The 13,250-nt window shown below is 67.5% G+C and carries 12 protein-coding genes and 1 other RNA gene; all 13 read right to left on the bottom strand.

The features are described from left to right. Positions 1-151 precede the first annotated feature (151 nt). On the bottom strand, positions 152-859 hold the full coding sequence (locus ACW18B_RS08660) for a DUF4145 domain-containing protein (protein ID WP_492051189.1): 708 nt from the start codon (positions 857-859) through the stop codon (positions 152-154). Positions 860-944: 85 nt separating this feature from the next. Beyond that, complete coding sequence (gene murD / locus ACW18B_RS08655) at positions 945-2,360, bottom strand: UDP-N-acetylmuramoyl-L-alanine--D-glutamate ligase (RefSeq protein ID WP_492051188.1); 1,416 nt, start codon at positions 2,358-2,360, stop codon at positions 945-947. A 13-nt stretch (positions 2,361-2,373) separates the two neighbouring features. Beyond that, positions 2,374-3,486, bottom strand: a complete 1,113-nt coding sequence (mraY, locus tag ACW18B_RS08650; protein ID WP_492051187.1) for a phospho-N-acetylmuramoyl-pentapeptide-transferase — start codon at positions 3,484-3,486, stop codon at positions 2,374-2,376. After that, entirely contained in the window at positions 3,486-4,874 is a 1,389-nt protein-coding gene (locus ACW18B_RS08645) for a UDP-N-acetylmuramoyl-tripeptide--D-alanyl-D-alanine ligase (protein ID WP_492051186.1), read from the bottom strand. The genes mraY and ACW18B_RS08645 overlap by 1 nt, the downstream gene beginning before the upstream one ends. Further along, positions 4,867-6,324 (bottom strand): UDP-N-acetylmuramoyl-L-alanyl-D-glutamate--2,6-diaminopimelate ligase, encoded by a 1,458-nt coding sequence (locus tag ACW18B_RS08640; RefSeq protein WP_492051185.1) that lies wholly within the window; start codon positions 6,322-6,324, stop codon positions 4,867-4,869. The genes ACW18B_RS08645 and ACW18B_RS08640 overlap by 8 nt, the downstream gene beginning before the upstream one ends. After that, the gene (locus ACW18B_RS08635) at positions 6,321-8,084 is read right to left on the bottom strand and encodes a peptidoglycan D,D-transpeptidase FtsI family protein (RefSeq protein WP_492051184.1); all 1,764 of its coding nucleotides are present in this window, start codon (positions 8,082-8,084) and stop codon (positions 6,321-6,323) included. The genes ACW18B_RS08640 and ACW18B_RS08635 overlap by 4 nt, the downstream gene beginning before the upstream one ends. Then, positions 8,081-8,512, bottom strand: coding sequence for a cell division protein FtsL (gene ftsL, locus ACW18B_RS08630; protein ID WP_492051183.1), 432 nt, complete (start codon positions 8,510-8,512; stop codon positions 8,081-8,083). Before ftsL ends, ACW18B_RS08635 begins: the two co-directional genes overlap by 4 nt. Next, a complete protein-coding gene (rsmH, locus tag ACW18B_RS08625; RefSeq protein ID WP_492051654.1) occupies positions 8,509-9,444 on the bottom strand; it encodes a 16S rRNA (cytosine(1402)-N(4))-methyltransferase RsmH in 936 nt (311 codons plus the stop codon). Before rsmH ends, ftsL begins: the two co-directional genes overlap by 4 nt. A gap of 17 nt (positions 9,445-9,461) precedes the next feature. Further along, positions 9,462-9,941: a division/cell wall cluster transcriptional repressor MraZ gene (locus tag ACW18B_RS08620; protein WP_492051182.1), complete on the bottom strand. Its 480-nt coding sequence runs from the start codon at positions 9,939-9,941 to the stop codon at positions 9,462-9,464. A gap of 300 nt (positions 9,942-10,241) precedes the next feature. Then, positions 10,242-10,626: RNase P RNA component class A (rnpB, locus tag ACW18B_RS08615), an RNA gene on the bottom strand. A gap of 293 nt (positions 10,627-10,919) precedes the next feature. After that, complete coding sequence (locus ACW18B_RS08610) at positions 10,920-11,534, bottom strand: FMN-binding negative transcriptional regulator (RefSeq protein ID WP_492051181.1); 615 nt, start codon at positions 11,532-11,534, stop codon at positions 10,920-10,922. Further along, positions 11,534-12,259 carry an N-acetylmuramoyl-L-alanine amidase gene (locus ACW18B_RS08605; RefSeq protein WP_492051180.1) on the bottom strand — a complete coding sequence of 242 codons (726 nt, stop codon included), beginning with the start codon at positions 12,257-12,259 and terminating at the stop codon, positions 11,534-11,536. The genes ACW18B_RS08610 and ACW18B_RS08605 overlap by 1 nt, the downstream gene beginning before the upstream one ends. Further along, entirely contained in the window at positions 12,256-13,149 is an 894-nt protein-coding gene (locus tag ACW18B_RS08600; RefSeq protein WP_492051179.1) for a DMT family transporter, read from the bottom strand. Before ACW18B_RS08600 ends, ACW18B_RS08605 begins: the two co-directional genes overlap by 4 nt. Positions 13,150-13,250 lie beyond the last annotated feature (101 nt).

The following is a 13,250-nucleotide window of genomic DNA, read 5'->3' as shown; positions in this document are numbered from 1 at the left end:
GGCGGCGGCCCCGCAGGGGCCGTCCTTGACGAGGCCGTCAGCCAGAGCTCCAATTCCACCAAGGGTTTTAGGACGGGCTGCACCCGCGTTGGCGAGTGAGGCCGTCAAAAATGGGCAATGTTCACGTTGGCTAGGTCGACCAGCGGATCAATCACTTACCTTCGCGGCGCGCTATCCGGCGTCGCTTGTTGTCCTCAATCTGACCCGGGATCGTATAGAGCGTCTCTAGCAGCACCACCGTGAAATCACGAAGGTCCTCCGCTTCCATTTTATCTATTCCTGCAAGGTCGTGCGCCGCATCGTTGCCGTCCTCTCGAACGCAGGTCGCCAGATCGCGAAGATGTTCGGGCAACCTCCCTCGATCCAAGAGCCACGCCAAGCGCAATCCAAGGTCTTTGCGGACTTTCCAGGCAATGAACGTTGGATCGCTCGTGTCACTGGGCTGTTCTGGCAATAAATCTCGGGTAGCTGCGTCCAGAACCTTACGAAACATAGCTCCGCTTGCATCGTAGCACTGCACCGCCAGGCAGCGCGTCGCCTCATTGAAGAGTCTCTCGAGCTCAATTGGAGAATGTAGCGGACAGGATTCGACATTCGGCACTACAACAACGACATCCCGAATACCGTAACACCCCTCTACAAAGTCTCCCTGAAGATCAGAGAATTGAGGCGCGTTACGAATTTCCTGCTCGACGCGAAACATAGATGGTTTGAAGCATTTTCTGCATCGCCCGAATACTTCCCAGGTTGCGGAGGGAGAATCGTAATCTTGGACATGCGCCATCAACTCGAAGGTCACCAAGTTGTTGGCACAGCGCGGACAGGTAGCGATGAAATGAGGGTATTCGTTGGAGGGCATGAGGAGAATCCGCGAGGACGACCACTCACCATAGCCCTCCTCCGTCTACCCCTCGCAACGTAATCGTTGGATGTGACCTGCGGCCCTACCCCCGCGCCGCCTTAGCCCCGATCTTCCCCAGCCCCTCGACCGCCGCGCGGAACGCCTCGCCGCGCGCTTCGAAGTCCGGGAACTGGTCGAACGAGGCGCAAGCCGGTGAGAGCAGGACGATGGCGTCCTCGCCGCTGTCCAGAGCGTCGGCATAGGCGGCCGCCGTGGCGACCTCGATCGAGCCGCACATCCGCACCGGGGCCTTGCCCTCGAGGCTGACGGCGAAGGCCTCGGCGGCCTCGCCGATCAGATAGGCCTTGGCCACGCGGGGGAACAGGTCGGACAGGCCGCCGATGCCGCCGGCCTTGGGCACGCCGCCGGCGATCCAGTAGAACTTGGGATAGCTGCTCATCGCCTGACGGGCGGCGTCGGCGTTGGTGGCCTTGCTGTCATTGACGAAGCTGACCTTGCCGATCTTGCCGACGGTCTCCATCCGGTGGGCCAGACCCGGGAAGGTCAGCAGGCCCTCGACCACGTCATGGGTCGGGATGCCGATGGCGATGGCGGCGGCATAGGCGGCGCAGGCGTTCTGCCAGTTGTGGCGGCCCGGCAAGCTGCGGGCGCGCAGCAGGTCGGCCATCTCGGTGACCCGCTCGCCCGTGGCGTCGTACAGCACGCCCTGCAGGGCGTACACGCCACGGCCCATGGCCTTGCCGGCGCTGATCGGCCAGATGGTGCGGCGGTTGGCGGCGGTGATCTCGGTGCAGATCTGCTGGCACCAGGCGTCATCGACGCCGATGATGGCGGTGTCGCCCTTGCCCTGGTTGAGGAAGATCCGGCGCTTGGCGGCGATATAGCCTTCCATGCCGCCGTGACGGTCCAGATGGTCGGGCGAGATGTTCAGCAGCACCGTGGCGTCGGCCTTCAGGCTGCTGGTCAGGTCCAGCTGGTAGGACGACAGTTCCAGCACATAGACGGCGCCGCCATGCATGTCGTCCAGGCCCAGGACGCCGGTTCCGATATTGCCGCCCACCCGGGTGTCGCGCCCGGCGGAGGCGCACAGGTGACCGATCAGGGCCGTGGTCGTCGACTTGCCGTTGGTGCCGGTGATGGCGATGATCTTGGGCCGCTTGTGCGGCGGGGCGGAGTTGACCGTGCGGGCGAACAGCTCGATGTCGCCCAGGATCTCGACCCCGGCCTCCTTGGCCTTCTTCACCGTCCAGTGCGGCTGCGGATGGGTCAGGGGCACGCCGGGCGACAGCATCAGGGCCGAGAACTGGCTCCAGTCGGCCGAGCGCAGATCGACGATCGTGAAGCCCTCGGCCTTGGCGGCTTCGCGGGTGAAGATCTTCTCGTCCCACGCCGCCACATGGGCGCCGCCCGCGACGAGGGCGCGCGCGGCCGTCAGGCCGGTTCGGCCCAGGCCGAACACCGCGACAGTCTTGCCCTCGAAACCTCGGACGGGGATCATGATACGGCGCTCCCTATCTCAGCTTCAGGGTGGCGAGGCCGACGAAGGACAGCATCATCGCCACGATCCAGAAGCGGATCACGACGGTGGATTCAGCCCAGCCCAGCTTCTCGAAATGGTGGTGGATCGGGGCCATCAGGAAGACCCGCTTGCCGGTCTTCTTGAAGTAGCCGACCTGGATGATGACGCTGAGCGCCTCGGCCACGAACAGGCCGCCGACGATGCCCAGCACCAGCTCGTGCTTGGCGCAGACGGCGATGGCGCCCAGGGCCCCGCCCAGGGCCAGGGAGCCCGTGTCGCCCATGAAGATCTTGGCGGGGGGCGCGTTGTACCAGAGGAAGCCCATGCCGCCGCCGATGATCGCGCCGCACAGCACGGCCAGCTCGCCGACGCCCGGCGCGAAGTGCAGGTTCAGATATTCGGCGAACTTGTAGTTGCCGACCAGATAGGTGATCAGGCCAAAGGTCGAGGCGGCGATCATCACCGGCACGATGGCCAGGCCGTCCAGGCCGTCGGTCAGGTTCACGGCGTTGGAGAAGCCGGCGATCGTGACCGCCGCGAACATCACGTAGAACCAGCCCAGATTGATCACCAGGGCCTTGAAGATCGGGAAGACCAGGCTGGTCTCCATGCCCGGCGTCATCGGCGACTTGGGCGCGAACAGGATCAGCAGCACGGTGGCGGCGATGGCCACCACGAACTGGGCCACCAGCTTCTGGCCGCTGGAGAGGCCGGCCGTGGTCTGCTTGGTGACCTTGGCATAGTCGTCCATGAAGCCCAGCACGCCGTAACTGCCAGTGATCAGCAGCACCACCCAGACATGGATGTTGCGCAGGTCGGCCCACAACAGGGCGCCGGCGAACAGGCCGGCCAGGATCATGAAGCCGCCCATGGTGGGCGTGCCGGCCTTTTCGGTGATGTGGCGGGCGATGCCGTCGGTGCGGATCGGCTGGCCCTTGCCCTGCTTGCTCTTCATCCAGCGGATGAAGCGCGAGCCCATGGCGACGGCGACCACATAGGCGGTCAGCATCGACATGCCGGTCCTGAAGGTCAGGTACTTCAGCAGATTCAGCGCGGGAACGTGCTCTTGCGAGCGCGCCAGCCACTCATACAGAAAATACAGCATCAGCCCCGTCCCCCGAGATCCATCGCCGCCAGAGCCTGGGCGACCGCCCCTGCTCTGGAGCCGTTAGACCCCTTCACCATCACAACGTCGCCCGGCGCGATCTCCGCAGCCAGCAGCGGCGTTAACCTTTCGGTAACTTCCGCGTAGCCGCCCTGCCGAGTCGGCGGAAGCGCCTCCCACAGCGATTTCATGTGGACGCCTGCAAGAAAAACACGATCGATGTTCGCGGCGGCGATCGGGCCTGCCAGTTCGGCGTGAAAACGGGCGCTGCCCTCGCCCAGTTCGAGCATGTCGGTCAGCACGACGATGCGCTTGCCGGCCACCTTGCGGGCGCCCAGCGTCGTCAGCGCCGCCTGCATCGAGACCGGATTGGCGTTGTAGCTCTCGTCGACCAGGGTGAAGGCGCCGCCCTCGATGCGGACGGTCTTCTCGGCGCCACGCCCCTCGATGGGCTCGAAGGTCGCCAGAGCCTGCAGGGCGATCTCGCGCGACACGCCCAGGGCCTCCAGCATCAGCAGCACGCACAGGCTGTTGGGGCCCCAGTGGACGCCGGTCTGCAGGATCGGGAAGCGGATCTCTTCGCCGCGCAGCGTGACCGAAACGGTCGCGCCGCCGGGCTGAACCTCGAAGCCGGTCAGTTGGGCCGTGCAGTCTGCCGACAGCCCAAAGCTCCACACCGCCGCGCCGGCCTTCTCGGCCTCGGCCTTCAGCAGGCCAAACCAGGGATTGTCGGCGTTCAGCACCGCCACGCCATTGGGCTCCAGACCGGCGAAGATCTCGGCCTTGGCGCGGGCCACGCCTTCTTCGCCGCTGGGGAAGTTCTCCAGATGCACCGGGCCCACCGTGGTGATGGCCACCGCATGCGGGCGGATGAAGCGCGACAGCGGGGTGATCTCGTCGGCGTGGTTCATGCCGACCTCGAACACGGCGCGCTCGGTGTCGCGCGGCATGCGGGCCAGGGTCAGGGGGACGCCGATATGGTTGTTGTACGACTTGACCGAGGCGTGGGCCTTGCCGGCCAGGCGCAGGCCGGCCTCGACGGCGCGGGTGACGCTGGTCTTGCCGACCGAGCCGGTAATCGCGCCGCGACGGGCCTGGGTCGCGCGCATTCGGGCCGCTTCGCCCAGACGCTCCAGGCCCCGGAAGGTGTCTTCCACCAGCACGGCGGGCACGGGCACCGGCTTGGAGACGAGCGCGCCCGCCGCGCCCTTGTCATTGGTCTGAACAACGAACTCGTGGCCGTCCCGCGCGCCGGTCAGGGCCACGAACAGGTCGCCGGGTTCGATGCTGCGGCTGTCGATCGAGACGCCGGTGGCGGCGAACGGCGCCAGCGCCTCACCGCCCGTGGCGGCGGCGATCTCATCACTGGTCCAGAGCGGCTCAGACATCGGCCTGCTCCAGCGCGGCCAGGGTCTCGGTCACATCGTCGAAGGGGTGGTTGACGCCGGCCACCATCTGGCCCTGCTCGTGACCCTTGCCGGCCACGACCAACACGTCACCTTCGGACATCTGGGCGGCGGCCGCGCGGATGGCGGCGCGGCGGTCGCCGATCTCGCTCGCGCCCGGCGCGGCGGCCAGGATGGCGGCGCGGATCGAGCCGGGCTCTTCGGAGCGCGGATTGTCGTCGGTGACGATGGCGACATCGGCCAGCCGCGCGGCGATCTCGCCCATCAAGGGTCGCTTGCCGCGATCGCGGTCGCCGCCCGCGCCGAACACCACGATCAGCTTGCCGGCCGTGTGCGGACGCAGGGCTTCCAGCACGGTCTCCAGGCCGTCCGGCGTATGGGCGTAGTCGACATAGGCCTCGCCGCCCCGGGCGCCGCGTCCGACGCGCTGAAGACGTCCGGCCGCGCCTTCAAGACTCTCCAGCGCCTTGAGCACGGCGGTGGCGTCCTCGCCGGTGGCGATGCACAGCCCGGCCGCGACCAGCACATTGCTGGCCTGGAAGGCGCCCGCCAGCGGCAGGGCGATCTCGTGCGTCGCGCCGGCGACCTCGACCACCAGGGTCTGGCCCTGCGGCGTCGGCGTGCGACTGACCAGCTTCAGCCCCTGCCCGCCCTCACCCACCGAACAGACGCTCTGGCCCGAGGTCACGGCCTGAGCGGCGAACACCTCGAAGGCGTCGCTGTCGGCGTTGAGCACAGCGGTCGCGCCCATCGGCAGCAGGGCGTCGAACAGGCGCAGCTTGGCGTCGCGATAGCTCTCCATCGAGCCGTGATAGTCCAGGTGATCCTGGGTGAAGTTGGTGAAGCCGGCGGCCTTCAGGCTCACCCCGTCCAGGCGGCGCTGGTCGACGCCGTGCGACGAGGCCTCGACCGCCAGATGGGTGACGCCCATCCCCGCCAGCTTGGCCATCATCTCCGCCACGTCGGCGGCGTCGGGGGTGGTCAGGCCCGGAGGGGTCAATTGCTGGTCCGTCAGGCCGGGACCACTGACCACAACGCCCAGGGTTCCCATGCTGGCGGCCTTGTGGCCCAACTTGGCGAAGATCTGACGACAGAAGCCGGCCACCGAGGTCTTGCCGTTGGTGCCGGTCACCGCGATGCAGGTCGCCGGCTGGGCGCCCCAGAAGGCGGCCGAGGCCAGGGCGTAGGCGCGACGCGGATCCTCGACCTTGACGGTGGGGACCGGGAAGGTTTCCAGGCTGAGCGGCCCCAGAACGGCGGCCGCCCCGGCGGCGATGGCGCCCGGCGCGAACTGGGCGCCGTCGACCTTGGTCCCGGGCAGGGCCGCGAACAGGGTTCCGGGCCCGACCTTGCGGCTGTCGGCGGTGACGCCGGTGATCACCGGATCGGCGTCAAGCTTCAGGTTCAGCAGTTGGGAAAGCGTCGTACTCACAGGCCCGTCCCCGGATCAGTGTTGGTGGTGTTGGAGACGGTGATGATCTCGGCGCGGCGACGCACGCCCAGGAACGGGGCGATGCGGGCGATCACCCGGCCGGCCGCCGGCGCGGCGACCCAGCCGCCGGTCGAATAGCCATGGGTCGCGGCGTTGCCCTTGGGCTCGTCCAGCAGGATCAGCACGAAATAGCGGTCGGCCTCCAAGGCGCCTTCGGTCGGAAACACCGCCGCGAAGGAAGAGACCTGACGTTGATGGTTATAGCCCTTGATCGCCGGGTCATATTTCTCGCCGGTGCCGGTCTTGCCGCCCACCGACAGACCGGGCACGTCGGCCTTGCCGCCGCTGCCGCCCTCGCCGGGGATCACATTGGCCCGCATGATGCGCAACATCTGCTGCGAGGTCTCTTCGGAGACCACGCGCGGGGCCTCGGGACGTACGCCGGCAGGCATCTTCAGGATGGTCAGCGGCGGATGGGTTCCCCCGTTCAGCAACGAGCCCATGGCGCCGGCCAGGGCCAACGGACTGACATTCATGCCGTGACCGAACGAGGTGGAGGCCACAGCGTCCATGTCCCACTTGCGCGGCACCAGGGGGCGCGCCGATTCCAGCAGTTCGACCTGGGCCGGCTCGGTCAGGCCCAGCTTGGCGAAATACTGGCTCAGCCGCGTCGCGCCGACGCTCTCGGCCAGCTTGGCGGTGCCGATGTTGGACGAGTGCTTGAAGACCTGAACCAGGGTCAGGATCGCCTTGGCGGCGTGGTAGTCGTGGATCGTCCGATAGCCCAGTTTGAACGGTTCGCGAGCGTCGAAGGTCGAGGCCGGGGTGGCGACCCCGGTGTCCAGACCGATGGCCACGGTGAAGGCCTTGAAGGTCGAGCCCATCTCATAGACCGCCGCCGCCGCGCGGTTCAGCCGCTGCTCGTCGGACGCGGTCCCGGCCTTGTTGGCGTCAAAGTCGGGATAGCTGGCCAGGCCCAGGATCTCGCCGGTATGGACATTGGTGACCACGCCCACCGCGCCCTTGGGCTGGAACTCCAGGGCGGCCTTGCGCACCTCGTCCTCGAGGGCGGCCTGCACGCGGATGTCGATCGACAGCACGGTCGGAGCGCCGCTGCCCGCCGCCTTGCGGATCGGCTTGTCCAGGGCCCGCTCGGCGCCGGCCAGCCCCTTGCCGCCGCTGTCGACGAAACCGACCAGATGCGCCGCCGTGGCCCCCAGCGGATAGATGCGCTGGCCCTGCTCCTCGAACGAGACGCCCGGAAGGCCCAGATCGAAAATGGCGTCCTTCTGCGCTGGCGTCAGGCCGCCCACCACGAAGGTGCGGTGATCGCCGAACACCACCTTGTCCAACCGCTTGGCCGCGACTTCAGGCAGGGCCTTGCCCAGGACGCGGCGCGCCTCGACCTTGTCCCAGACGTCCCGGGGGTCGACATAGAGGGCGTAGTGGGTCAGGTCGACGGCCAGCAGGCGGCCGTCACGATCCACCAGGTCGCCGCGCGCGCCCTCGGTCGAGGCCAGATAGCCGGCGCCCCGGCTGGGGTCCTTGAACACCGCCGCGATGGTCGCGCCCACGCCCAGCACCACGAAACACACGGCGAAGAAGGCCATGACGAAAAAGATGCGGATGCGGGTGTCATCTTCGGGCTTGGCCGCGGCGCGCGAGCGCTCGAAGGCGTGCTCCAGGCGCCAGACGCGCTCGATCAGCCAGCGCCAGGCGCCGGGCTGGAACCCGGAAGGACCCAGATTGGCCAGGCTCATTGGTGCGGCTCCGGCGGCGCGTCGTCATCCGGCGTCGGCTCGGGCGCGTCGGCGGCCAGGACCGAGGGGTCTTCGGGCGGCCTGCGCAGCTCGACCGGCGCGGCGAGTTCATGGTGACGGGCCACGTCGACCAGGGCGTCCTCGGTGGTCTCGCGATTGGCCGCGATCGGCTGCAGACCCATGGCCACAGCCAGGGCCTCGATGCGGCGCGGCTGTTCCAGGAAGGCGACCTCGGCCTCGAGCAGGCGCTTGCGGGCCTTCTCGTCCTCGATCTGCTGCTCGATCTGGGCGATCTCGTTGCGTTCGCGGCCGGCCACGGTCTTGGCCAGATAGACGCCCGTGACCAGGGTCAGCAGCAGGCCCATGCCGACCACCTCGACCACGCGAAAGCCGCGCATCCGGCGATTGAACAGGCCCGAGACGCTCACGGCGTCGCCTCCCAGATCGGGGCGGTCGTGCGGACAGCGGCGCGCAGCTTGGAGGAGCGGGCGCGCGGATTGACGGCCAGCTCGGCCTCGCCCGGGGCGATGGCCTTGTTGGCGATCAGCTGGAAACTGGCCGGCGCGCCGGCGGGCGCCTGCGGCAGGTGGCGCGAGCCGCCCGGCGTGCGCCCGGCCCGCTCGGCCAGGAAATTCTTGACGATGCGGTCTTCCAGCGAGTGGAAGGTCACCACCGCCAGGCGGCCGCCCGGCTTGAGGATCTGCTCGGCGGCGGCGAGACCCGCCTCCAGCTCGGCCAGCTCTTCATTGACCGCGATGCGCAGCCCCTGGAACGAGCGCGTGGCCGGATGCACCTTGGCGCCCTTGCGGCCACCCAGGGCCCGCTCGATCACATGGGCCAGATCCAGGGTGCGCTCGAACGGCCGCTCTTCGCGACGCCGGACGATGAAACTGGCGATGCGGCGCGAGGCGTGCTCCTCGCCATACACATAAAGGATGCGGGCCAGTTCCACCTGATCCAGCCCATTGACCAGATCGGCGGCCGTCGGCCCGGTGTCGCTCATCCGCATGTCCAGCGGGCCGTCGCGCATGAACGAAAAGCCGCGCTCAGCCTCGTCGATCTGCATCGACGACACGCCGATATCCAGCACCACGCCATCGACCGACTGGGGCTCGAAATGCTCGGCCATCCGCGAGAAGCGGTCCTGGACCAGGCGGAAGCGGTCGGCCGGCAGACCCTCGGCGAAGCGGGCCACGGTGGGGTCACGGTCGAAGGCCACGACGGTCGCGCCGGTCGCCAGGATGGCGCGGCTATAGCCGCCCGCCCCGAAGGTGCCGTCCAGAATGGTCTCGCCCGGGGCCGCGCCCAAGGCCTGGACCACCTCGGCCAGCAGGACGGAGATATGCGCCGGGGCGTCAATCTCGGCGGGAGCCTCGGTCATGCCCCGGCTCCCAAACCTGGGCCCAGCCGCGCCGTGCGCTGCTGCGTGCGCAGGGCGGCCAGACCGTCGCGGGCCAGCTCGCGTTGCGCCGCGCGATGGGCCTGGAAGGCCTCGCGCGACCAGATCTGAAAACGCTCACCCATACCCACGACAGTCACCCAATCACTCAGCCCGAACATGTCGCACAGGTGATCGGGCAAGGTAATGCGACCAGCTGTATCAAAAGACAGTTTGGCCATGCCGCCCAGCACAGTGGTCTCCAGGGCGGTGCGCACGGGATCGCCGAACGGCATCTCCTCCATCACGCCCAGATAACGGTCGAACAGGGCTTTTCCGCCCCCCTCCAGGCAATCGGCCTCGATGGAGGGGAAACAGAACACGCCGTCAAAGGGGCCCGAGACCGCCGCGCGGAAGTCCTGCGGCACAACGATGCGCCGCTTGCTGTCCACCTGCTTCTCGAACGTCGAGAGGAACACCCCGCCCTACCCTTGCCAGACCCGCCCCGCGCGCGAAATCCGATCGCCGCTGACCAAACTGGGTTAACATGGGATGAATTGGGAAACAATGACACTAACCGCCGTTTCGCCGCGAAAACAAAGATGTCGCACCGCTTCGTGACTAGAAGCCACAAGCTATCAACAGAACATACACAGAACTGTTAAGTGTTGAGGGTCAGGCTAGGCAGTGCGCAGCGAGCGGTCTGGATTCTTGATGATGTTGAATTGGAGGTCAGCGCCCTCTCCCCGCTCCCCCTCTTGAGGGAACGGGGAAGGAGACGGACCAGACGGTCTATAAGCCGGGTTCTGTGCCACCCTCTTGCGAGGATGCGACGATCATTCCTCTGGACCGCCCATTGCTGGACGGTTCTCGCGACCTACCCGAACCCTACTCAGCCAGTGACGGCCTAGTCGACGCGAGGCCGACGCGGGGTCCCTATTCGGTCTTGCTCCAGGCGGGGCTTGCCATGCCGTCCCTGTCGCCAGGTCCGCGGTGGGCTCTTACCCCACCCTTTCACCCTTCCCGCCCCGTAGGGAGGAGGTTTGCTTTCTGTGGCGCTATCCCTGGGATCGCTCCCGGCGGGCGTTACCCGCCGCCTTGTCACCGTGGAGCCCGGACTTTCCTCGACCCTCTTGCGAGGACCGCGACCGCCCGACCGTCTGGTCCGGGACGGTGTTTGACGGGGGATGGGGCGGAGGTCAACTTTTCATCCGCCAAAAGCGGCCCTCGGAACCCCTCTCTCATAGAGAGAGGGAGGGGCCCGCCGCGAAGCGGTGGGAGGGTGAGAGGTTACAAACTCTCAGAACGGAGCTCCGGTGAAGACGGCGCGTGGTGAAGGCCCTGCCAAGAGATGGATTCTAGAGTTCACTCTTGAGCGCTGCGGAAGGGTCAGGGATTTTCCGGCAGAGGGTGAAACCTCTCACCCTCCCATGCTGCGCATGGGCCCCTCCCTCTCTCTATGAGAGAGGGGTTCCTTTGCCCCGCATCATCTTCGCCAGTGGATGCCGCCCCAGCCCCTTGGCCGCGCCCAGCCGGTCCGCCGCGTTCTTGTTCTGCGACAGCTTGAAGGTCCCCTCCAGACGGTCGACGAACAGCCGGCCGCCGAGGATGCCGCGCAGCAGGGCGTCGAACTTGCCGGGCGCCATCTTGTGGCGGGTCCACAGCGGCTTGGGCAGCAGGCGGGCTTCTTCCTGCGCCGAAAGATCATCGAGCTGGGCGACCAGTTCGGCCTCGCTGAGCACGGCGACCGAGCCCTCGGCCTCGACCGACAGATAGTTCCAGGTCGGCACCTGGTCGGCGCTCTCGTACCAGTCGGGGCTGACATAGGCGTCGGGACCGGTCGCCAGCATTACGGCGCGGAAACCCTGCACCAGGTGCGGCGCCAGGATGTTGCCGCGCGACAGGTGGAAGTCGATGACCAGCTCATCGCCCAAAGCCCGCACCACCGCCGGGGCCTGGGCGATCATCGGACGGCGGCCGACGCCGGCGGCGATCGTCACGAACGGATGGGCGCGCAGGAAGGCGGTCAGCGCGTCGCGATCCTCGACCCTGAACGGACGGGCCGGATGCATCAGTCGCCGGCCCGCAGCAGACCCACCAGCCGGGCGCGGGTTTCCCCGTCGGCGATGCCGTCAAAGCGGCTCTGCAGCCAGTGGCGCTGGAAGGCCGAGACGATGGTGGTGGTCCATTCGTCGTACTTGCCCGACGGCGGACAGTTATAGCCCAGCCGGGTCAGGCCAGCCTGCAGGGCGAAGACGCCCGTGCCCTCCTCGCCCTGGCCCAGCGGCGCGCCGGGCGACGGCGGCGGCTCGATCCACAGGCCGTGGCCGCTCTCGGCGAGGCGCTTCCAGGGGAACAGCTCGCCCGGATCGATCTTGCGGGCCGGCGCGATGTCGGAATGGCCCAGGATCCGGCTGTCGGAGATCATCCAGCGGGTGCGCACATCGGCCAGCAAGTTGATCACCGAGGCGATCTGGGCGTCGGGGAAAGGGCGATAGCCGAACTCGTGGCCGGGATTGACGATCTCGATGCCGATGGAGGCCGAGTTGATGTCCTTGACGCCCTTCCAGAAGGCGGCCCCGGCATGCCAGGCGCGGCGCTCCTCGGGCACCAGGGCGAAGATCCGGCCGTCTTCCTCGACCACATAGTGGGCCGAGACCTTGGCCTCCGGATCGCGCAGCCGCGCGATCGCGCCCTCGCCGGTTTCCATGCCGGTATAGTGCAGGATCACACTGTCGGGCACGGCCTTGCGGGCGTCGAAATTGGGCGATGGGGCCTCGATCAGCGACAGGCTCATTGAATACGGTTCCGGAGAGACATCAGCAGCGGCATCACCTGGTTCTTGCGCAGCGCGATGATCAGCACGCCCAGCAGGGCCAGGGTGGCGCCGACGCCCATGCGCAGGTCGAAATGATCGTGGGTGATCAGCACGCCCAGGCCGATGGTCATCAGCGGGGTCATCAAGGTCAAGGGCGCGATCAGATTGGCTTCATAGCGCTGGATCAGGCCGTAATAGGCCGTGTGGCCCACCACCGACACCACCAGGGCCGAGAACAGCACCGCCGCCACGAACGGCCAGCCGGCGTGCAGGGCCGCCGTGGCCGCGCCCGGTTCGGTCACCGCGCTCAGCAGGACCAGGGGCCAGACCGAGCAGAAGCCGACCCAGGCCTGGAACTGCAGCGGCTTCACGCCCGCGATCTGTTTCATCATCACCGCGCCCAGCGAGCCGGTCAGGGCGGCGGCGGCCACCAGCCACAGCCCGGCCGACAGCTGCAGGCCATGCGGGCTCCACATCACCACCACCGCCCCCGACAGGGTGAGCGCAATGCCCAGGCCGCGCTTCCAGCGCACGCGCTCGCCCAGCATGAACATCGACAGGAGGGTGGTGAACGGCACGCCCAGCTGGATGATCACCGAAGCGGCCGACGGCGAGGCGGTCTTGAAGCCCATGAACAGCAGCGCGAAATTGCCCGCGCCCATCAGCAGCGCCACCGCGATGATCCGCCAGGTCGGGCGCGGGGCCGGCAGCAGCCACGGCAAGGTGGCCAGGGCGACCAGCGCAAACCGCACCGAGGCATAGAACAGCGGCGGCACGCCCCAGTGGGCGACCACGATCTTGGAGATGATGTTGTTGCCGGCCCAGACCAGGCAAATCAGGATCAGGACACCGAAATCGCGAAGGGACATGATCCTCGCATACGCGGGACACCGAAGGGCGCCAAACAAAAACCATCACCCCGCCCCGTCGCGACGGTTGACGCTGGGTTCAAACGATCGTTTGTTGCTGA

It is taken from the genome of Caulobacter sp. FV2ps19 (genome assembly GCF_058681035.1).
The sequence above is the reverse complement of the archived record's forward strand: the minus strand, read 5'-3'. Positions and strand labels throughout refer to the sequence as shown.